General features: G+C 72.0%; 24 protein-coding genes and 1 riboswitch. Of the genes, 14 read left to right on the forward strand and 10 right to left on the reverse strand.

All coding sequences use genetic code 11. The annotated features are described in order from the left end of the window. Positions 1-297: 297 nt before the first annotated feature. The 4 genes from dusB to AB0C20_RS20775 all read right to left on the reverse strand — a co-directional run bounded on the left by dusB (position 298) and on the right by AB0C20_RS20775 (position 3,874). A complete protein-coding gene (gene dusB, locus AB0C20_RS20760; RefSeq protein WP_330438581.1) occupies positions 298-1,470 on the reverse strand; it encodes a tRNA dihydrouridine synthase DusB in 1,173 nt (390 codons plus the stop codon). A gap of 64 nt (positions 1,471-1,534) precedes the next feature. After that, on the reverse strand, positions 1,535-2,914 hold the full coding sequence (locus AB0C20_RS20765; RefSeq protein ID WP_357191135.1) for a glycine--tRNA ligase: 1,380 nt from the start codon (positions 2,912-2,914) through the stop codon (positions 1,535-1,537). Between the two features lie 114 nt (positions 2,915-3,028). After that, a complete protein-coding gene (locus tag AB0C20_RS20770) occupies positions 3,029-3,508 on the reverse strand; it encodes a hypothetical protein (protein WP_124823385.1) in 480 nt (159 codons plus the stop codon). A 24-nt stretch (positions 3,509-3,532) separates the two neighbouring features. Then, positions 3,533-3,874: an antibiotic biosynthesis monooxygenase gene (locus tag AB0C20_RS20775; protein ID WP_112589142.1), complete on the reverse strand. Its 342-nt coding sequence runs from the start codon at positions 3,872-3,874 to the stop codon at positions 3,533-3,535. 29 nt (positions 3,875-3,903) lie between these two features. Here AB0C20_RS20775 and AB0C20_RS20780 point away from each other — a divergent pair, with 29 nt between their 5' ends. The 8 genes from AB0C20_RS20780 to AB0C20_RS20815 all read left to right on the forward strand — a co-directional run bounded on the left by AB0C20_RS20780 (position 3,904) and on the right by AB0C20_RS20815 (position 8,670). Beyond that, a complete protein-coding gene (locus AB0C20_RS20780; RefSeq protein WP_328652568.1) occupies positions 3,904-4,161 on the forward strand; it encodes a hypothetical protein in 258 nt (85 codons plus the stop codon). 54 nt (positions 4,162-4,215) lie between these two features. Beyond that, the gene (locus AB0C20_RS20785; RefSeq protein WP_357191132.1) at positions 4,216-5,160 is read left to right on the forward strand and encodes a metal ABC transporter substrate-binding protein; all 945 of its coding nucleotides are present in this window, start codon (positions 4,216-4,218) and stop codon (positions 5,158-5,160) included. Then, the gene (locus tag AB0C20_RS20790) at positions 5,157-5,918 is read left to right on the forward strand and encodes an ABC transporter ATP-binding protein (protein ID WP_091409689.1); all 762 of its coding nucleotides are present in this window, start codon (positions 5,157-5,159) and stop codon (positions 5,916-5,918) included. Before AB0C20_RS20785 ends, AB0C20_RS20790 begins: the two co-directional genes overlap by 4 nt. A gap of 3 nt (positions 5,919-5,921) precedes the next feature. Beyond that, complete coding sequence (locus AB0C20_RS20795) at positions 5,922-6,788, forward strand: metal ABC transporter permease (protein WP_238678526.1); 867 nt, start codon at positions 5,922-5,924, stop codon at positions 6,786-6,788. A 43-nt stretch (positions 6,789-6,831) separates the two neighbouring features. Further along, on the forward strand, positions 6,832-7,131 hold the full coding sequence (locus AB0C20_RS20800) for a metalloregulator ArsR/SmtB family transcription factor (protein WP_030338189.1): 300 nt from the start codon (positions 6,832-6,834) through the stop codon (positions 7,129-7,131). After that, positions 7,128-7,526, forward strand: a complete 399-nt coding sequence (locus AB0C20_RS20805; RefSeq protein ID WP_091409697.1) for a Fur family transcriptional regulator — start codon at positions 7,128-7,130, stop codon at positions 7,524-7,526. Before AB0C20_RS20800 ends, AB0C20_RS20805 begins: the two co-directional genes overlap by 4 nt. Before the next feature lie 79 nt (positions 7,527-7,605). Then, the gene (locus AB0C20_RS20810; RefSeq protein ID WP_196919255.1) at positions 7,606-8,214 is read left to right on the forward strand and encodes a hypothetical protein; all 609 of its coding nucleotides are present in this window, start codon (positions 7,606-7,608) and stop codon (positions 8,212-8,214) included. 288 nt (positions 8,215-8,502) lie between these two features. Next, positions 8,503-8,670, forward strand: coding sequence for a hypothetical protein (locus AB0C20_RS20815; RefSeq protein ID WP_167337361.1), 168 nt, complete (start codon positions 8,503-8,505; stop codon positions 8,668-8,670). Between the two features lie 75 nt (positions 8,671-8,745). On the opposite strand, the gene AB0C20_RS20820 is transcribed toward AB0C20_RS20815, so the two are convergent. The 5 genes from AB0C20_RS20820 to AB0C20_RS20840 form a co-directional block, all read right to left on the reverse strand. Beyond that, positions 8,746-10,743 carry an acyl-CoA dehydrogenase family protein gene (locus AB0C20_RS20820; RefSeq protein ID WP_357191125.1) on the reverse strand — a complete coding sequence of 666 codons (1,998 nt, stop codon included), beginning with the start codon at positions 10,741-10,743 and terminating at the stop codon, positions 8,746-8,748. Positions 10,744-10,847: 104 nt separating this feature from the next. Then, positions 10,848-11,351: a DUF6328 family protein gene (locus AB0C20_RS20825; RefSeq protein WP_357191122.1), complete on the reverse strand. Its 504-nt coding sequence runs from the start codon at positions 11,349-11,351 to the stop codon at positions 10,848-10,850. A gap of 138 nt (positions 11,352-11,489) precedes the next feature. Next, positions 11,490-12,239, reverse strand: a complete 750-nt coding sequence (locus tag AB0C20_RS20830) for an SIS domain-containing protein (RefSeq protein ID WP_357191119.1) — start codon at positions 12,237-12,239, stop codon at positions 11,490-11,492. Next, on the reverse strand, positions 12,236-13,042 hold the full coding sequence (locus AB0C20_RS20835; RefSeq protein ID WP_357191116.1) for an AAC(3) family N-acetyltransferase: 807 nt from the start codon (positions 13,040-13,042) through the stop codon (positions 12,236-12,238). The genes AB0C20_RS20830 and AB0C20_RS20835 overlap by 4 nt, the downstream gene beginning before the upstream one ends. A gap of 29 nt (positions 13,043-13,071) precedes the next feature. Beyond that, positions 13,072-13,902, reverse strand: coding sequence for an alpha/beta fold hydrolase (locus tag AB0C20_RS20840; protein ID WP_357568561.1), 831 nt, complete (start codon positions 13,900-13,902; stop codon positions 13,072-13,074). Between the two features lie 107 nt (positions 13,903-14,009). Beyond that, positions 14,010-14,114, forward strand: a riboswitch (TPP riboswitch). 74 nt (positions 14,115-14,188) lie between these two features. Here AB0C20_RS20840 and AB0C20_RS20845 point away from each other — a divergent pair. The 6 genes from AB0C20_RS20845 (at position 14,189) to AB0C20_RS20870 (ending at position 17,883) form a co-directional block, all read left to right on the forward strand. Further along, on the forward strand, positions 14,189-14,782 hold the full coding sequence (locus tag AB0C20_RS20845; RefSeq protein ID WP_266304688.1) for an ECF transporter S component: 594 nt from the start codon (positions 14,189-14,191) through the stop codon (positions 14,780-14,782). Positions 14,783-14,887: 105 nt separating this feature from the next. Further along, on the forward strand, positions 14,888-16,318 hold the full coding sequence (locus tag AB0C20_RS20850; RefSeq protein ID WP_357568562.1) for an ABC transporter ATP-binding protein: 1,431 nt from the start codon (positions 14,888-14,890) through the stop codon (positions 16,316-16,318). Further along, positions 16,315-17,115 carry an energy-coupling factor transporter transmembrane component T gene (locus tag AB0C20_RS20855; RefSeq protein WP_357191109.1) on the forward strand — a complete coding sequence of 267 codons (801 nt, stop codon included), beginning with the start codon at positions 16,315-16,317 and terminating at the stop codon, positions 17,113-17,115. The genes AB0C20_RS20850 and AB0C20_RS20855 overlap by 4 nt, the downstream gene beginning before the upstream one ends. A gap of 113 nt (positions 17,116-17,228) precedes the next feature. Further along, positions 17,229-17,372: a hypothetical protein gene (locus AB0C20_RS20860; protein ID WP_266304685.1), complete on the forward strand. Its 144-nt coding sequence runs from the start codon at positions 17,229-17,231 to the stop codon at positions 17,370-17,372. Beyond that, the gene (locus tag AB0C20_RS20865) at positions 17,369-17,572 is read left to right on the forward strand and encodes a hypothetical protein (protein ID WP_357191105.1); all 204 of its coding nucleotides are present in this window, start codon (positions 17,369-17,371) and stop codon (positions 17,570-17,572) included. Before AB0C20_RS20860 ends, AB0C20_RS20865 begins: the two co-directional genes overlap by 4 nt. A gap of 134 nt (positions 17,573-17,706) precedes the next feature. Beyond that, positions 17,707-17,883: a hypothetical protein gene (locus AB0C20_RS20870; RefSeq protein WP_357191103.1), complete on the forward strand. Its 177-nt coding sequence runs from the start codon at positions 17,707-17,709 to the stop codon at positions 17,881-17,883. Positions 17,884-17,891: 8 nt separating this feature from the next. On the opposite strand, the gene AB0C20_RS20875 is transcribed toward AB0C20_RS20870, so the two are convergent. Beyond that, positions 17,892-19,823, reverse strand: coding sequence for a serine/threonine-protein kinase (locus AB0C20_RS20875; protein ID WP_357568563.1), 1,932 nt, complete (start codon positions 19,821-19,823; stop codon positions 17,892-17,894). Between the last annotated feature and the right edge of the window lie 18 nt (positions 19,824-19,841).

Genomic DNA, 19,841 nt, shown 5'->3' on the forward strand with positions numbered 1-19,841 from the left:
CTGCTCGCCGGTGACCTGCCGTCGCCGGCCAACCCGCCGTCCGGCTGCCGCTTCCACACCCGCTGCCCGTGGGCGCAGCCCACCCGGTGCGCGGAGGCAAGGCCGGGCCAGGCAAGGCCGGGCCAGGCAAGGCCGGGCCAGGCAAGGCCGAGCAAGGCAAGGCCGAGCAAGGCCGAGCGGGTGATTCGTTAACGACATCAGCTCGATAGGGCGCCGAACTCATATGCCCAGCCTCTGCACCAGGACCGCGTTCGTAGGGGATGTTCGCGGGGCGTCTCTGCTCGACCGGCCAGGGGCTCAGCCGCCGGAGTCGTCCATCTCGGCGCCCTCGGGGACGGTGTCGTCGTCTCGGCTGGCCAGCCAGCCTTCCGGCAGGAAGACCTTGCCGGGCGAGTTGGTACGCCCGCGCGGCTGCCCGAGGGCGGCCATCGGGAACGGCTCCGCCGGGTCGAGCTTGCCGAGCAGGTCGTCGAGCTGGGCCAGGCTTTCGATCATCGCCAGCGAGCGCCGCAGCTCGCCGCCGACCGGGAAGCCCTTGAGGTACCAGGCGACGTGCTTGCGGAAGTCGGTGCAGCCGTCTCGTTCGCCGCGCGCCGGGTTGCGGGCGCCGGCTGAGAACTGGTCGACAAGCAGCTCGGCGTGCCGGCGCATGGTCACCGCCACCTCGCCGAGGGTGGGCAGCCGCCGCTCCGTCCGACCGTTGAAGGCGGCCTCCAAATCGGCGAAGAGCCACGGTCGACCCAGGCAGCCGCGCCCGATGACCACACCATCGACGCCAGTGTGGGCCACCATGCGCAGTGCGTCGTCGGCTTCCCAGATGTCGCCGTTGCCGAGCACCGGCACGTCGAGGGCCTGCTTCAGGGTGGCGATCGCGTCCCAGTCGGCGGTGCCCGAGTAGCGTTGCGCCGCCGTGCGCCCGTGCAGGGCCACCGCTGCCACGCCGGCCTCCTGGGCGGCGAGCCCGGCTTCGACGTACGTCAGGTGGTCGTCGTCGATGCCCTTGCGCATCTTGACAGTGACCGGCACCCCGGCCGGTGACGCGGCGGCCACCGCGGCCCGCACGAGTCGCGCGAAGAGCCGGCGCCGCCACGGTAGCGCCGCGCCGCCGCCACGCCGGGTGACCTTGGGGACCGGGCAGCCGAAGTTGAGGTCGATGTGATCGGCCAGGTTGCGCTCGACGACGATCCGCACGGCGGCGGCGGTGATCTCCGGATCGGTGCCGTAGAGCTGGAGACTGCGGGGCTTCTCGTCGTCGCCGAACGCGATCATCCGCAGCGTCTTCGGGTTGCGCTCGACCAGCGCCCGAGTGGTGATCATCTCGCAGACGTAGATGCCGCCACCCTGCTCTCGGCAGAGCCGACGGAACCCGATGTTGGTGATCCCGGCCATCGGCGCGAGCACGACCGGCGGCCACACCTGGTGCTGGCCAAGAGTCAGCGGGCGCAGCGCGGGCACGGTCGAGGCAGTCACCGGACAAGTGTACGGGGCCCCGACCGGCGCTTATCGCGTCGGCCGGGGCCCCGTGCGCAGAGTCTCAGCAGCCGGGGAGACGCTCGATCAGGTAGCGCTCGACCTGGTCCAGGGAGACGCGTTCCTGGGCCATGGTGTCCCGGTTGCGCACCGTCACCGCGTTGTCGTCCAGGGTGTCGAAGTCGACAGTGACGCAGAACGGGGTGCCGATCTCGTCCTGCCGGCGGTAGCGACGCCCGATCGCCTGCGAGTCGTCGAACTCCACCACCCAGCGCTTGCGCAGCAGCGTCGCGAGGTCCTTGGCCTTGGGCGACAGCGCCTCGTTGCGGGACAGCGGCAGCACCGCCACCTTGACCGGGGCGAGCCTCGGGTCGAACCGCATCACTGTGCGCTTGTCCACGCCGCCCTTGGTGTTCGGCGCCTCGTCCTCGTCGTAAGCCTCCAGCAGGAAGGCGAGCACCGCGCGGGTCAGACCCGCGGCCGGCTCGATGACGTACGGCATCCAGCGCTCACTCTTGCCCTGGTCGAAGTACGACAGGTCGACGCCGGAGTGCTTGCTGTGCGTGGAGAGGTCGAAGTCGGTGCGGTTGGCGACACCCTCAAGCTCGGCGAACTCGGTGCCACCGAACTGGAAGCGGTACTCGATGTCCACAGTCCGCTTCGAGTAGTGCGACAGCTTTTCCTTGGGGTGCTCGAACAGCCGCAGATTGTCCGCCGAGAGGCCGAGGTCGAGGTACCAGTTCCAGCGCTCCTGGAGCCAGTACTCGTGCCACTGCTCGTCGCTGCCCGGCTCGACGAAGAACTCCATCTCCATCTGCTCGAACTCGCGGGTCCGGAAGATGAAGTTGCCAGGGGTGATCTCGTTGCGGAACGACTTACCGGTCTGCGCGATGCCGAACGGGGGCTTCTTGCGGGCGACCGTCTCGACGTTCTTGTAGTTGACGAAGATGCCCTGTGCGGTCTCCGGGCGCAGGTAGTGCAGCCCCTCGTCGCTCTCCACCGGGCCCAGATAGGTCTTCATCAGGCCGTTGAACATCTTCGGCTCGGTGAAGGTGCCCTTGTTGCCGCAGTTGGGGCAGTTCAGCTCGGCCAGCGAGGTGAGCGGCTTGCCGTGCTTCTCGGCGTACGCCTCTTCCAGGTGGTCCGCCCGGAACCGCTTGTGACAGAACTGGCACTCGGTGAGCGGGTCGACGAACTCGGCGATGTGGCCGGACGCCTCCCACACCTTGCGGGAAAGGATCACCGCGGAGTCCAGGCCGACGACGTCGTCGCGCTGCTGGACCATCGTCTTCCACCACTGCCGGCGGACGTTCTCCTTGAGTTCCACGCCGAGCGGGCCGTAGTCCCACGCCGATCGGGTGCCTCCGTAGATCTCACTGGAGGGGAAGACGAAGCCTCGGCGCTTGGCGAGGCTGACGACGGCGTCGATACGGTCGGCTGGCATGTTTCCTCCTACGCCGGCTGGCGGTCGGCGGGGGCGAGATGTGGATGGAACGGTCGGTTCGGGACAACGGTACGACCACCGTCCCCCCGAGCCCAGCAGAATACCGGGGACGGGTCAGCTGACCTCGCAGACCTCCACGCCGCCGGTCTGCCCGTCCTGCCCGAGGCTGACCTGTTGCCGATCCCGGTCGCCGCCGTCGAGGGTCACGTCGACCGGCACGGTCAGGTAGGTGGTGTCCACCTCACCCACCCGGAACGCTGTCACCTGCGGTTCGGCGGCGGCGCGCCGCTCGAACTCCGGCCGGGACTCACGCCGCTGCGCGTCGTCGCAGAGCTGGTCGTACGCCCGCCCGTAGTTCCGCTCGACCAGCGCCTGGTAGTAGTCGCCGGTCACGGTGCGGGCCTGTTCCCGGATCGCCTGGACTCCACTGACGGCCAGGCCGACGACGGCGGTGCCACCCCCGCCGCAGCAGAGCACCACGGCGAGCGCGCCGACGCCGAGGCCGATCCAGAGCCGAGTCCGGCGGCCCTCGGTGGGCGGCGCGGCGAACGGCGGAGCCACCCCGGGACCGGGTGGCGGGGCGGGTGCGGTCATAGGAGCAGCGTAGTGTCCGGCGGCTCAGCGGTAAGGACCCGCAGCCCGATCACTCTCGGCGACGACCACGGCCCCACCGGGGGCGGCGGTGGCCAGCGCCTCGTAGGCGGAGGGCTCGTCGACGGACTCAGCGAGCAGCGGCACGGCGCTGACCTTGACCTCGAAGGCGCCCAGCGCCCGCCGGTACGTGCCGACCGACTCCCATTCGGTGACCAGTGACCAGTGCCGGGGGTCGTCCAGCGCCCGGACCAGTTGACCGCGCAGGTAACCGGGCCGGGCGGCCAGCGCGGTGAGGGCGGCGTGCGCCCGTTCGGTGAAGCCGTCGGCGGCATCGACGTCGACCACGAACCGGTTGGTCACCAGCACCGGGGGTTCCTCCTCGTAGAGTCTGTGGGATGCAGCGTACGCAGCGCCCTCTGCTCGCCCGGTTGGCCGGGGCGAACCCGACGTCGGTGTTCCTGCTCACCCTGGTGGTGGTGCTGGTGGCGTTCTTCACGCCCGGGGTGATCGGCGGGCTGCTCACGCTCGCGCTCGCCGGGGTCCTGGTCGCCCTGTTGGCGACGACCTGGGCGGTTCAGGCGCCGCAGACCCGGCTGATCCGACTGGTGATGCTCACCCTGCTGGTGGCGGTGGGCCTCGCGAAGCTCCTCTGACATGCAATCATGCGTTTTTGACAATCATTATCGTTGCCACGGACAGTTGACGACATGACCAACCGCGCCACGTACCGTGTCCTGGCCGCCGCGACCGCCCTCCTCGCCCTGGGCGCCGGGGCCGGCTGCTCCACCGGCGGTGCCGCCGGCGCCGACCCCCAGCGAGTCGACGTGGTGGCAGCGTTCTACCCCCTCCAGTTCCTGGCCGAACGGATCGGCGGCGACGCGGTCCGGGTCACCAACCTGGCCAAGCCCGGCGCCGAGCCGCACGACCTGGAACTCAACCCGAGCCAGGTCGGCGAGGTCAGCGACGCTGAGCTGATCGTCTACCTCAAGGGGTTCCAGCCGGCGGTGGACGACGCCGTGGCCCAGAACGGCGGCGACCGGGCGTTCGACGTGACCAGCGTGCAGCCGCTGTTGGACGCGTCCGCCGGCGGGCACGACCACGAAGGCGAGGAAGGGCACGCCGAGGAGAGCGGCGGCAAGGACCCGCACGTCTGGCTCGACCCGACCCGGCTGGCCGGCATCGGCGACCAGCTCGCCCAGCGGCTCGGCAAGGCCGACCCGGACCACGCCGCCGACTACACCTCCCGGGCGGCAGCCCTGCGCGCCGACCTGACGACCCTGGACGGCGAGTTCAAGCACGGTCTGGCGACCTGCCAGCGGCGGGAGATCGTGACCAGCCACGCCGCGTTCGGCTACCTCGCCGACCGCTACCAGCTCGACCAGGTCGGGATCACCGGGCTGAGCCCGGACGTCGAGCCCTCGCCGCAGCGTCTCGCGCACGTGATCGAGGAGGCCAAGGAGCACCAGGCCACCACGATCTTCTTCGAGACCCTGGTCAGTCCGAAGGTGGCCGAGACCATCGCCGGTCAGGTCGGCGCGAAGACCGCCGTGCTCGACCCGATCGAAGGGCTCGCCGCCGGCAGCAACGGGGACTACCTTTCGGTGATGCGCACCAACCTGCGGACCCTGCAGACGGCCTTGAGCTGCTCGTGACCTCACCTGTCATCACCGTCGAGCACGGGGTGGTCGGCTACGACGGCCGCCCCGTGCTCCGGGACATCTCGCTCACAGTGACCGCCGGTGAGGTGGTCGCGATCCTCGGCGCCAACGGCTCGGGCAAGTCCACACTGATCCGCGCCGTGCTCGGGCTGGTGCCGATCAGCGCCGGCTCGGTCACCCTCTTCGACCGGCCGTTGCGCCGGTTCCGGCAGTGGGCACGCATCGGGTACGTCCCGCAGCGCCTGGGCGCCGGCGGCGGCGTACCGGCGACCGTCCGCGAGGTGGTGGCCTCCGGCCGGCTGGCCCGTCGGGGGGTGCTGCGTCCACCGGGTCGAGCCGACCGGTCTGCCGTCGACGCCGCGCTGGGCGCTGTCGGTCTCGCCGACCGGGCCGGTGACCCGGTGTCCACGCTCTCCGGCGGCCAGCAGCAGCGCACCCTGATCGCCCGCGCCCTGGCCGGCCAGCCGGAGCTGCTGGTTCTCGACGAGCCCACCGCCGGGGTGGACGCGGCCAGCCAGGAGGCGTTCGCCGGCGCGCTGCGCGACTTCGTCGGCGACGGCGGAACGGTGCTTCTCGTCGCCCACGAGCTGGGCCCGCTGCGACCGGTGATCAGCCGGGCCGTGGTCGTCCACGAGGGTCGCATCGCCCACGACGGCGCGGTGCCGGACCCGGCCGGCCATCACGCCGAGCCCGACCACGACCACGTGCACCCGCACTGCTACGACGAGCCCGCCGGGCTGTGGAGCAACTGAGAAATGGAACTCTTCCAGTACCCCTACATGCAGCGCGCCCTGATCGGCGCGCTGGTGATCGGCCTGGCCGCGCCGGCGCTCGGCATCTACCTGGTGCAGCGCCGGCTGGCGCTGATCGGAGATGGTGTGGGGCACGTGGCGCTGACCGGCGTCGGGGCGGGGTTGCTGCTCAACCGCTCGCCGGTGCTGGTCGCGGTGATCGCCGCCACCATCGGCGCGATCGCCATCGAGATCGTCCGCGCCCGTGGGCGTACCTCCGGTGACCTGGCTCTGGCCCTGCTCTTCTACGGCGGCATCGCGGGCGGCGTACTCCTGGTTGGCCTCTCCGACGCGACCAGCGCGAACCTCAACGCCTACCTGTTCGGGTCGCTGACCACCATCTCGCCCGCCGATCTGACCACCATCGGGGTGCTCGGCGCGGCGATCCTGGTCACGATGATCGCGTTGCGGCCGGCGCTCTTCGCGGTCAGTCACGACGAGGAGTACGCCCGCGTCTCCGGCCTGCCGGTCCGCACGCTGAACCTGTTGATCGCTGTCGCCACAGCGGTCACCGTGACCATCGCCATGCGGGCCGTCGGCGTGCTGCTGATCAGCGCGTTGATGGTGGTGCCGGTCGCCACCGCCCAGCAGGTCACCCGTGGCTTCCGCAGCACGATGGCCGCCGCGATGGCGCTCGGGCTCTTCGCCGCCGGCTCGGGAGTCTGGGTGGCGGCCACGGCGGACACCGCGCCGGGCGCCTCGGTGGTGTTGGTGGCGATCGCCTCGTTCCTGGTGGTGGCCGTGGCCGGCGCTGTCTGGCGGGTCGTGCGCCGCCGGACGACGCCGACCGCCGCACCGACACCGGAACCTCACGAGGTCGTGCTGAGCTGAGCCTGGTCAGCGCGGAGTCGGTGGTATTGGTTACCGTTGCAGGATGACCAGCGCGACGGGCTACGACGGGTTCGACGGGGCCAGCGAGCTGCTCCGCGCCCTGTCCGCTCCCATTCGGCTGGCCATCGTCAGTGAGCTGGCCGGCGGCGAGCGGTGCGTGCACGAGTTGGTGGAGAAGCTCGGCGCGGCACAACCACTGGTCTCCCAGCACCTGCGGGTGTTGCGCGGAGCGGGCGTGGTGCGCGGCTCCCGCCGAGGCCGGGAAATCGCCTACAGCCTGGTCGACGAGCACGTCGCGCACATCGTGGCGGACGCGGTAAGCCACGCCGGGGAGGGATCATGAGCGAGAGCAGCGCCGCGGTGCGCAACACCCGGCAGCGTTCGGCGGTGAGCGCGCTGCTGGGCGAGATGGAGGGCTTCCACAGCGCCCAGGACCTGCACGCGATGCTGCGGCAGCGCGGCGAGCGGGTCGGCCTGACCACCGTCTACCGCACCCTCCAGGGACTCGCCGACGCCGGTGAGATCGACGTGATGCGTCCGCCGGGCGGCGAGCACCTCTACCGCCGGTGCAGCGAGGGGCACCACCATCACCTGGTCTGCCGGGTGTGCGGGCGTACGGTCGAGGTGGCCGGCCCGGCCGTGGAGAGCTGGGCCGATCGGGTCGCCGCGCAGCACGGCTACGCCGACGTCAGTCACACCCTGGAGATCTTCGGCACCTGCCCGACCTGCCCGCGCTGACCACCAGCGCGTGGTCGATCGCGATCCGGGCTCACGTCACGGCTACACCGGGCGGGGCGTTCGTGGCACGCTGGCCGGCGTGAAGATCTATGCCGATCGGTTTCCGACCGCCGCCCGTCAGTTGCTCACCGACCTGCTCGTCGTCGCCTGGGTGTACGTGGCGATCCGCGGCGCGTTGTGGCTGCACGACCTGGTGCAGAAGCTCGCCGTGCCGGGGCAGAAGTTGGAGGGCGCCGGCAGCGGGCTCGCCGACAATCTGGGCGACGCCGGCAGCAAGGTCGGCAGGGTGCCACTGGTCGGTGACGAACTCACCGCGCCGTTCCAGCGCGCCGCCGACGCCGCCCGGTCGCTCGCCGACGCCGGGCGCGACCAGCAGCAGTTGGTCGACCAGCTCGCCCTTGCCCTCGCCATCGCGGTGCTGATCTTCCCGCTCGGCATCGTGCTGTTCGGCTGGCTGCCGCTGCGGGTCCGCTGGATGCGCCGGGCCGGATCGGCGACGAAGCTGGCCGCCGGGCCGGCCGGCCGGGACCTGCTCGCCCTGCGCGCGCTGGCCACCCAGCCACTGGGCAAACTGACCCGGATCGGTCCGGACGTCGCCGAGGCGTGGCGGCGTGGTGACGACGCGACGGTCGACGCCCTGGCCGCCTTGGAGCTGCGCCAACTCGGCCTACGCGGCCGGGGCCGCTGAGGTCGTCCGCCGGCACGCCCCCTGCGGCATCCCCCGCCGCACCGATCTTGCAGTTTCGGTTGTCGACATGAGTGGGATGCCCCATTCGTCGGGACAGCAAGTGCAAGATCGCGGAGCGCGAGCAGGCCGGCCCCGTCGATCAAGGAGTTGTGGTGCCTGGTTTGGGGATTTGCCGGGTGCTTTGTGACCCACCACAACTCCATGATCGACCGGACAGGGTGGGGTTGACGAGCAGTCGTTCCGCCGGGCGCAGGTTCAGCTCGACGAAGGTGTCGTTAAAGTCGTCGGGTGTTCTACTTCCTCGTCGTCATCGCCGTCCTGCTACTCGGCTACGCCGCCGTCCTGGTCTCCTTCGTCCGCCGGGGCAAGAAGATCCCACCCGCTGCGTACCTGGCCCTGGCCGGGCTCAACGGTCTGATCCTGGCGGGAGTGCTGGCCTGGGCGGTCTCTCGCTGATCACGCACCGCTGACCGCACACCGCCCGACCCGCGTGGCGGGGAGCCCGCGTGGCGGCAGGCCGGTGGGTGCGGTTTACGGCTTCGGGGGGATGCGGCGGCGGACGTCCTCGGAGGTGGACGGGCCGGGCGACCAGCGGGCCACCCAGGGCAGCTCCTCGGACGGGGTGAGCACGCCCTCCTCCAGGCCCGCGTACCGACCGGCGAGGATGCGCTTCGCGGCGGCGGTGTCGACCGAGTCGGTGTTGTCCCAGAGTGCGGCGAACAGGGCATCCACCCGCACCCGCGCCTGCCGGCAGAACAGGTCGGCCAGCTCGACGTTCTCCGGGCGGCTGTCCCGTTCGGCGGAGGCCCGGACGCAGACCGCGGACATCGCGAACAACTCGGCGCCGATGTCCACCACCCGACCGAGGAACGCCTGCTTACGCTCCATCTTTCCCTGCCAGCGGGACATCGCGTAGAACGTCGACCGGGCCAGCTTGCGCGACGAACGCTCCACCTGGCGCAGGTGCGCGGCGAGCGGGCCGAACTCGGCGTACGCCGAAGGGCTCTGCCCTCGGCCAACGGCGAGGGTGGGCAGCCACTTCGCGTAGAAGGCGCCCGCTCGCGCGCCGGCTCGGGCCTTGCGGCCCAGCCCCGCGTCCGGGTCGATGATGTCGCCGGCCACCGACAGGTGGGCGTCGACCGCCTCCCGCGCGATCAGCAGGTGCATGATCTCGGTAGAGCCCTCGAAGATCCGGTTGATCCGCAGGTCGCGAAGCATCTGCTCGACGGCGGCCGGGCGTTCACCGCGGGCGGCCAGTGAGTCGGCCGTCTCGTAGCCACGCCCGCCCCGGATCTGGATCAGCTCGTCGGCGATCTTCCAGGCCATCTCGCTGGCGTACAGCTTGACCAGTGCCGCCTCGATCCGGATGTCGTTGCGGTCGTCGTCGGCGAGCAGGCAACAGAGGTCGAGCATCGTCTCCATGCCGTACGTGGTGGCGGCGATGAAGGAGAGCTTCTGCGCGACCGCCTCGTGCTCGCCCACCGGCCGTCCCCACTGGACCCGGTCGGCGGCCCACCCCCGGGCCACGTTCAACGCCCACTTGCCGGCGCCCACGCACATGGCCGGCAGTGAGAGCCGGCCGGTGTTCAGAGTGGTCAGGGCGATCTTCAGCCCCTTGCCCTCGCCACCGATGACGTTCTCGGCGGGGACGATCACGTCGTGGAACCGGGTCAGGCTGTTCTCCAGGCCCCGCAGGCCGATGAACTCGTTGCGCCGCTCGACGGTGATGCCGGGGCTGTCGCCGTCAACCACGAACGCGGTAATGCCGCCCCGACGTTCCTCCGTGGCCGGCACCCGGGCCATCACCACCAGCAGGGTGGCCACGATGCCGTTGGTGGCCCAGAGTTTCACCCCGTTGAGCCGGTAACCGGTGCCGTCCTCGGTCGGCTCCGCATTGGTGGCCAGCCGGGCCGGGTCGGAGCCGACGTCCGGCTCGGTGAGCAGGAAGGCGGACACCTCGCCGGCGGCGAGCCGGGGCAGGAAGCGTTGCTTCTGCTCGGCGGTGCCGAACATCTTCAGTGGCTGCGGCACCCCGATCGACTGGTGCGCCGAGAGCAGCGCGCCGATGGCCGGGCTGACCGAGCCGGCCAACATGAGTGCCCGGCAGTAGTGCAGGTTGCTCAGCCCGAGCCCGCCGTACTTCCGGTCGATCTTCATGCCGAACGCGCCGAGGTCGGCCAGGCCGTGGAACACCGAGTCGGGTATCGACGCGTCCCGCTCGATGGCCTCACCATCCACCTCGGAGGCCAGGAAGGCGCGGAACCGACCAAGGAACTCCTCCGCGCGAGCCACGTCGTCCGGATCGGATCGGGGCCACGGGTCGATCAGGTCGAGCCGGAACCGGCCGAGGAACAGCTCCTTGCCGAAGCTGGGTCGGTCCCAGGTGGACTCCCGGGCGGCCTCGGCGACCTGCCGGGCCTCCTTCTCGGTGACCTGCCCGGCTTCCGCGGGCAGCGGCGCGGCCGCACCGGCGGTGGTTTCGGAGTCGGGGCCGTCCGGTGCCGGTCGGCCATCCTGCGTCGTGGTCACGGCTGCCCCCTCGAAGCTCGGTGCGGCTGCGTCGACGTGCGCGACTACCGCCACGCTACCCCTGGTTGTTACCCAGGGGTAGCGCTGCGTGTAGATCGGCGCGGTCAGCGACCGTCGATGGTGTCCGGGTCGTCGTCATCATCGTCGATGTCGTCCTCACCCCAGTTACGTCGGGCGAATGGCAGGGCCACCCAGAACGTGAGGAACCAGAATCCGGTCAGGGCGCTGAGCACGAAGGCGATCGGCCGGTCCAGCACGAAGTCGGTGATCAGCAGCACCGCGCTGACCATCGCGATCAGCATGAAAGCGAGGCCACCGGTGGCCATCCGGTGGGCGAAGCGGACCAGCTCCGGCTTGCGCCCCTGCCGGAACAACGCCCTGTGGAACGCCACCGGCGAGATGATCATCGCGGTGGCGGCGGCCGCCGCGAGCAACGCCACGATGTAGACGTCGCGCTGGAACTCCGTCGTCTCGGTGAACCCGTTACTGAACGGCAGGGTGAGCAGGAAGGCGAAGAGGATCTGAACGCCGGTCTGGGCGACCCGCAACTCCTGCAGCAGGTCGGCGAAGTTGCGCTGCCAGCGCTGCTTCTCGGTCTCCTTGGACACGCGCTACCTCCGGTGAGACGCTACTGCCGGCGGTCCCGGCCGCCGGCAGCAACGCCAATGCCCCACCCGGCCGAGCGCGAAACAGGTTCACGACATCTGCCGTTCATCGCGGCGACACACGTCGGCCGCCGGCAGGTGTCAGGACCCGCGTCGGATCCGGCCCGCGTACCGCGCTTCCAGCTCGTTGTTGTGCGCGTCGCCGTCCGGGATGTTCGCCGACAGGTAGACCGGGGGCCGCTCCCCCGCCGCCAGCAACCGCGCCACCACCTCCACTGTCACCTGCTGCGCCAGCAGCGCCGCGGTGATCGAGGAGACCGCGCCGACCGCGCCGCCGCCGGGCAGGGGCAGCGTCGCGTCACCGTACGGTGCGCCGTTGTCGAGCACCACGTCGGCGAGGTCGCTCAGCTTGCGCCCGGACGGGTGCCGGGAGGTCATCCGGCCGGAGTGCTGCACCGAGGTGATCGCCACCAGCCCGTGACCGTGCTCCTTCACCAGCGAGGCGAACTCCACCATCGCGCCGTTGACCCCGGAGTTCGAAGCGAGCACGAAGACGTCGGTGGGACGCACCGGGGCCAGCTCGTAGAGGCGGTGCGCGACGGCCGGGTCCCGTTCCAGCAGCGGACCGAGCCGCTCGGCCGGTTCGCCGCCGAGCAGCACCAGGTCGCGGAGCGCGATCCGGTTGGTCGGCACCAGACCACCCGCCCGTCCGGCGATCTCCATGGCGAGGGCCTCCGAGTGCCCGGTGCCGAACGCGTGCACCACACCGTCGGCCCGGACGGCCTCGGCGATCAGGTCGGCGGCCCGCCCCACCGCCTCCCGCTGGCTGGCGGCCACCCGGCCGATCGTCTCGGTCACCACGGCCAGGTAGTCCTCGGCACTCACCGTCATACGTCCTCCGTCGTTCGATTACGGGCCAGCCAGCGAACCGCGAAGTCGACAGCCGCCCGCTGGCGCATCAACCTGCCGGTCCCGGCGCCGACCGGTGCGGTGCGTACCGCCCCGCCGGCTTCCAGGTCCTCCCCCAACGCGGCGAAGTCGTCCGCGTCGAGTCGTACGTCCTGCCACCACACCCATTCCCGACCACCGTCGGCGGTACGCACTGCGGCACCGATGCGCTCCCGAGGCGAGCCGGGGCAGCGGTACTCGGCCAGGTGCAGCGAGGTGCTCACCGAGTGGTCCACGCCGAGCAGCAACACGTCGGCGTCGAGGTCGTAGAGGCGGGCCAGTGGTGAGCCCTCGCCGAGCATGTCCGCCAGGGCGTGCCCGGCCACCACCTGCTCGGCGGCCGGACCGAGCGCGGCGAACGACACGTGCGGATGGGAGCTGCGCAGCGCACCCGGCCAGCCGCGGACCGTCTCGGCGAGCGCACCCATGAACCGGCTCGGGGTGACCGCCGGGTCGAAGCCCGGCATCTCCGAGCGGATCAGCGGCCACCAGCCCGCCGGCACCGGCGGGTTGCGCCACTGCGCGGGGTCGCTGTTGTCGGGCGTGTGGGTGGGCACCACGATCGTGCCGTCCGGGCCGAGCGCGTCGCGCAGGGCGAGCACCACCGCGTGCGGTCCGCCGCTGACGAAGCCCAGCGGACGCAGTGATGCGTGCACCAGCAGCGTCGCGCCGGGGCGTACGCCCAGCACGCGCAGCTGCGCGGCGATCGAGCGACGGCTGCCCGGCCCGCTGGCCTCCGTCGTCACTGTGACTTTCCCTCGCGGACCCGCACGGCTCAGGCCGTCCCGCCGGCTCGCGCCAGGATCGCCTCGGCGAGCGGGGCCGGCGCCGCGTCCGGGATCCAGTGACTCACAGCGGGCAGCTGCACGAAGCGGTAGTCCCCGGTGACGTTCTGCGCGCACGACTCGGCGGCGGTCCGGCCGATGGCGACGTCCCTGTCACTCCAGACGTACGTGGTGGGCACCGCGACCGGGCCGACGCCGGCCAGGTCGGCGCCGGACATCGCCCGGTACCAGTTCAGCGCGGCCGTCAGCGCCCCCGGCTCACGCATCGGGTCGGCGTACCGGTTCACCCGGGACGTGTCGCCCACCCCGCCGAGCAGCTTGCGCAGCGCGATGGCGTGCCACGCCAGCAGCACCTTCTCCGCCTTGTCGGGCTTGCGGAACAGCGCGATGTACGACGAGCGGGCCTTCTGTTGCGCGTCGGTGCTCAGAGCGTGCGCCATGGCCGCCGGATGCGGTACGGACACCGCGGTCAGCGTGTGAACCCGCTCGGGGTGCCCGGCGGCAACCGCCCAGGCGACGACCGCGCCCCAGTCGTGGCCGACCAGGTGCACGGCGTCCAGCCCGAGCGCGTCGAGCACCGCCACCACGTCGGTGACGAGTTCGGGGATCCGGTAGTCGGCCACCGCCGTCGGCCGGGCGCCGGGTGAGTAACCGCGCTGGTCCAGCGCGTACGTGCGCAGCCCACCCGCGTGCAGCGCCGGCACCACGTCGTCCCACTCGCCGCTGTGCTGAGGGAAACCGTGCAGCAGCAGGACGGGTACGCCGTCCGTCGGACCGCCGACGGTCACCTCGAACGTGAAGCCTCGCGCGTCAACCCGCATGATCGGAAGCGTACCCAGCCGGCGGTCGGCCGGTCGCTCCCGCAGGTCAGGCGGATGCCCTGCTGGGCCCGCGACCCCGGTCGGTGTTAGCGTCAGCGAGACAACTTCATATCCGACAGGGGAGCGCACAGCGCTGAGAGTGCGGGCACGCCCGCAGACCCTCGAACCTGATCTGGGTAATGCCAGCGCAGGGAGTTCGGTCGACCTCCAGCCGCGCCGCAGTCCGGTGCCACCGGACGCGGCGTGCGTCTTCTCCTGGTTCGCACTCACGAACTGGGAGCAACACATGAATTCCACCACCGACACACACCGCTGGCGCACCATCGACATCGTGGTCGCCTCGGTGATCGCTGTCGCGTTCGGCGTCATCTTCTGGGCCTGGGGCCTGGTCTGGAGCGCCACCGAGGGCGCGTTCGCCTTCTTCCCGCCGGCGCAGACGCTGCTCTACGGCGTCTGGCTGATGCCGGCGGTGATCGGTGGGCTGGTGATCCGCAAGCCCGGCGCCGCGCTCTACTGCGAGACCGTGGCCGCGGTCCTGTCCGCGCTGCTGGGCAGCCAGTGGGCCGGCACGGTCATCCCGCAGGGCATCGTGCAGGGCATCGGCGCCGAGCTGGCCTTCGCCGCCTTCCGGTACCGGTCGTTCCGGCTGCCGACCGCTGTGTTCGCGGGCGCGCTGACCGGCCTCAGCGCCGCGCTGTTCGACTTCTTCGTGTGGAACGTCGACTACGCGCTGACCGACTACCGCATCCCGTACGCGCTGCTCACCATCGTCAGCGCCACAGTGATCGCCGGCCTGGGCGGCTGGCTGCTGACGAACGCCCTGGCCAACACCGGAGTCCTGGACCGCTTCCCCGCAGGCCGAAACCGAGCCCTGATCTAACCCCCACCTGATTACGTTGATCAAGAGGTTTGCGTCAGCGGACGGCGATTTCCTGACGCAAACCTCTTGATCAACGGACGAGAGCGCGGACCGGAAGGGGGTTCGGTGGGCGGGGTACTGCTGCGGGGGTTCGGGTGGCGGCACGCTGGGCGGCGCGCCTGGGCCGTTCGCGGGGTTGACCTGCGGGTCGAGGCTGGGGAGCGGGTTTTGCTTCTCGGGCCCTCGGGGGCTGGGAAGAGCACCCTGCTCGCCGCGCTGGCCGGGCTGCTCCCCGAGGACTCCGGCGAGCAGGAGGGCACCGTCGAGATCGACGGGCTCGACCCACGCAAGGGGCGGGAACGGGTCGGCATCGTCTTCCAGGACCCGGAGACCCAACTGGTGATGGCGCGCTGCGGCGACGACGTCGCGTTCGGGCTGGAGAACCGGGGAGTGCCGGCCGACGAGATCTGGCCCCGGGTGGACGAGGCGCTGCACCGGGTCGGCTTCCCGTACTCCCGGGACCGCCACACCGCGGCGCTCTCCGGCGGCGAGCAGCAACGCCTCGCCCTGGCCGGCGCGCTGGCCCTGCGCCCCGCCCTGCTGCTGCTCGACGAGCCGACCGCCAACCTCGACCCGGCCGGGGCTGAGCTGGTCCGACACGCGGTGGCCGGCGCGCTCGACGCCGACACCACGCTGATCCTGGTCGAGCACCGGGTCGCCGAGGCACTGCCGCTCGTCGACCGGGTGGTCGTCCTGGAACCGGGCGGCGGCGTCCGCGCGGACGGCACACCAGAGGCGGTCTTCGCCACCCACGGCGCCGCCCTGGCCGCCGAGGGGGTCTGGGTGCCCGGTCACCCCATCGCGCCCCGGCCGGCCACCGCCGGCCCCGGGGAGCTGTTGCTCACCGCCGACCGGCTCGGCCTGCCGCCCCGGCTGGGCTCCACCGACCTGGCGGTACGCGCCGGTGAGGCACTCGCCGTACGCGGACCGAACGGTGCCGGCAAGTCCACCCTGGCGTTGCTGCTCGGCGGTCTGCTCCGGCCGGGCAGCGGGCGGGTCACCGCGTCCACCGAGTTGGCCGGCGCGGACCACCGCACTCCCCCACACCGGTGGCGGGCGCCCGCGCTGGCCCGACGGATCGGGTCGGTCTTCCAGGATCCGGAGCACCAGTTCGTCACCAGCACGGTCTTCGACGAGCTGGCGCTGGGCCCGCGCCGCACCGGTCAACCCGAGGCGGCCGTCAAGGAGACAGTGGCCGGGCTGCTGGACCGGCTGCGGTTGGCCCGGCTCGCCGCCGCCAACCCGTACACCCTCTCCGGTGGCGAGGCGCGGCGGCTGAGCGTGGCGACCGCCCTGGCCACCGCGCCACGCCTGCTGATCTGCGACGAACCCACCTTCGGCCAGGACCGGCGGACCTGGCGGGAGCTGGTCGACCTCTTCGCCGACCTGCGCGACGCCGGGCACGGCGTGGTCACTGTCACCCACGACGCGGACTTCGTCGCCGCGCTCGCCGACCGCACCGTCACCCTGCACCGGGCCCCGGACGACCACCGATGATCAGCATCGAGCCGGTCGCCGCGCCGGACGCGCCGTTGGCCCGCCGCAACCCGGTGGCGAAGGTCGCCGCCGCACTGGTCTTCTCGTTCACACTGCTGGCGACCCTGGACCCGGTGGCCCCGGGGATCGCCATCGCTCTCGAACTGGCCGTCCTGCCGCTGTTCGGCATCCGCTACCGGGTGCTGGCCCGCCGGGCCTGGCCACTGCTGCTCAGTGCCGCCGGCATCCTGGTCACCCTGGTGCTGTTCGCCGCCGACCGGTCCGGTCGGGTCCTGCTGGACGCGGGACCGGTGTTGGTGAGCACCGGCGTCCTGCTCACCGCGCTCGGCTTGGTGCTGCGGGTGTTCGCGGTGGCCCTGCCCGGTGTGATCGTCTTCGCGACCACCGACCCCACCGACCTGGCCGACGCGTTGATCCAGAACGCGAAGGCGCCGGCCCGCTTCGCGATCGGGGCGCTGGCCGCGTTCCGGCTGGTGCCGCTGCTCGGCCAGGAGTGGCAGATGATCACCATGGCCCGACGCGCGCGGGGCGTCGACGCGGGACGCAACCCGGTGGCGAAGCTGCGGCTGTTCGCCTCCACCGCGTTCGCCCTGCTGGTCGGGGCGATCCGTCGAGGCACCCGGCTGGCCGTGGCGATGGACGCGCGGGGCTTCGACGCCGGCACACCCCGTACCGTCGCCCGGCGGCAGCGCTTCACGGCGGCCGACGGGCTGCTGGTCGCCGGTGCAGCGGCGCTGGCCGGGGCGGCGCTGACGGTCAGCGTGCTGCTCGGCACGTTCCGCCCGCTGCTCGGCTGAGGGCGGCTACGCAGTCACCTGTTCGCGTTCCTGCCGTGACCGGGACACCCGACGTTCCGCTGGCCGCAGCAGATTGACCCGGACGCCTCCCGCGAACGCGACTGGAGCAGCACATGGGACACGGACCGGCTCCCCGCGATGACCACGACCAGACGGCCGCCACCGACGGACTCCCGGCGCTGGACCGCTCCGCCCCGGTCGCCGAGCACTGCCGCGCGTACGGGTCGGGCTGCTACGCCTGGGCGCTGAACCGGTGATCGTCGGACTGAGCCTGGGCCACCGGACAGTACGGGAGGCCGAGCACTGGCTGGCCGAGCACGTACCCCCGCTCGACCTGCCCGACCTGGTGGCCTGCACCCACCTGTCCTGGGCACCGCATCCACACGTGGCCCTGAGCCTGGGCAGCACCTGTCCGACGACCGGCTGGCCGGGCTGCCGGCGAGCCCCGCCGAGCTGAGACAGGCCGCCGACCATGCGGCCATGGAGCACGCCACCCGCCGTTCGGGTCGGGCGGTGCGCTAACCCGGGGTCGACCGTCTGGTCGGGACGCTGACCGTCGCCGAGCTGCTCGACGCCAGCGCCATCCAGCGGGTGATCGTGTTGGGCGCGCCGCCGGCCGGACGGGAGACCGTGGTGCAGACCCGGGACTTCGTCCGGCCGCAGTGGCAGGCCGGCGAGCTGATCCTGATGGCCACGCCGTACCGGGCCGCCGGCGTCGCCCCGTGCGAGGTGCCGGACCCGCTGCCCTGCTGCGCCGGGCAGCACTGACCGGACGTTCAGTCGAGCTGCCGGATCTCGACGTCGCGGAAGGCCACCTCGTACGGCGGCTCTGCGGGCTCGTCCCGGCCCGGGTCGCGGAAGATGCCGAGCACCACCCGGCCCGGCACCGGGGCGCCGTCCCGGGCCGCGCCGATCTCCACACCTTCCCGGAGGAACCGCAGCTGCCCGCCCCTGGCGACGATGCCCACCTGGATCGTCCGGCCCAGTGCCAGCTGCCCAGCCGGGTAGGGGAAGGTGCCCGCCGGGGTGACCGCGTTCGGGCTGTCCACTCCGTGCGCCACGAGGTGATATCCGTCCGGGCAGACCCGCAGCGCGTGCCCACCCGTCAGGTCGGTGAAGCGGAACCAGATGCCGGCGCAACTGCCGGGCCGCCGCAACGCCACGTCCACCTCGACCTGAAAGTCGGCGAAGGACTGCTGCGGCCCCAGGCAGCGGTACGGACCCTCGGACCGTTTCGTCACCACGTACGCCCCGTCGAACGCGCAGCTGACCCGGTTCTTCTCGTCGGTGCGGGTCCGCCAGTAGTTGGTGACGGTGAGCGGATCCCGGATCACCACCGACGGCAGTGCCGGCGTCGCGCCGGACGGCCCGACGGACGGCCCGACGGACGGCCCGACGGACGGCCCGACGGACGGCGTCGGGGCGAGGCCGAGCGGCTCGCCCGGGCCTCCCCGCAGCACCCCGGTCAGCACGCCGACGCCGGCCAGTGCGGCGACCAGCGCCAGGGCGGAGAGCACCGTGGCGGCGACGAACGGCCACCGCCGGGGAGTCGGCGCGGGCGGGCTCATCGCGGGCGCGGAGGTCGCGGGCGGGGGCGCGGAGGCGGGTAGGGCGTCCGCCGGCCTCGCGACGGAGGTCGGCCTCGGCGTCGGGGTGGCGGACGAGACACCCCACCGGGTGGTGGCGTCGTCGTCCGCAGGCGGCGTGGCAGGGGCACCGGACGCGACCACGGACCCGTGGGTGGTGTGCCGCCGACCGGCGAGCTCGGTTTCGAGGAGGGGACGCTGGTCGGTCGCCGCCTGCGCCTGCTCGACGGCGGCGAGCAGCGCGGACCGGTCGGCCGTCACTTCGGCGGAGCCGGTCTCCGGCCGCGGAGCGACCGTCAGCAACCGGTCCAGCAATTCCCGCGCACCGGGCCGGCCCGCCGGATCCTTCGCCAGCGCCTGCTCCACCAGTGTGCGCAACGGGCCGGTCAACCCGTCCAGGCCCGGCTCCTGGGTGAGGATACGCACCGCGGTGGCCTGCGGCGTGTCCGCTGCGAACGGGGTCCGACCCGTACCGGCGAACGCGACGACCGCGCCCCAGGCGAACACGTCGGCCGCGGCGGTCAGCGTCCCACTGCCGGCCGGCTCGAACCGCTCCGGCGCCATGTACGCGACCGTCCCGACCACCTGGTCGGTCCGGGTGACGGCGCTGCCCTCAACCGCCCGGGCGATGCCAAAGTCGATCACCTTCGGGCTGCCCGGCGGCAGCAGCACATTGCTCGGCTTGAGGTCGCGGTGGATCACGCCGGCACTATGGATGGCGGTCAGCGCCGTCGCCACGCCGATCGCCAGGCCGTGCAGGTTGCCAGCGGTCAGCGGCCCCCGCTCCGCCACGACGGCAGCCAGGCTCGGTCCGTCGACGTATTCGACGACGAGGTAGGGCGGCTCATGATCGGGGTCCGCGTCGAGCACCTCGGCCGTGCAGAAGGGAGGAACCTGCCGGGCCCGCTTCACCTCGCCCCGGAAGCGCCGCCGGAACTCGGCGTCGTCGGAGCGGTCGGTGCGGATCACCTTGACCGCCACCCGTCGGCCACCCGGCTGCTCCGCCAGAAAGACGGTGCCCATCCCACCTTCGCCGAGCCGGCCGAGAAGCCGGCACGTCCCGAGGTGCCGGGGATCGCCAGGGCGCAGCGGCTGGAGGTCTTCGGTGGTATCGCCCGTCATCCCGTCCCACTTCCGTGC

The organism is Micromonospora sp. NPDC048843 (assembly GCF_040649965.1).
Classification (GTDB): domain Bacteria; phylum Actinomycetota; class Actinomycetes; order Mycobacteriales; family Micromonosporaceae; genus Micromonospora; species Micromonospora hortensis.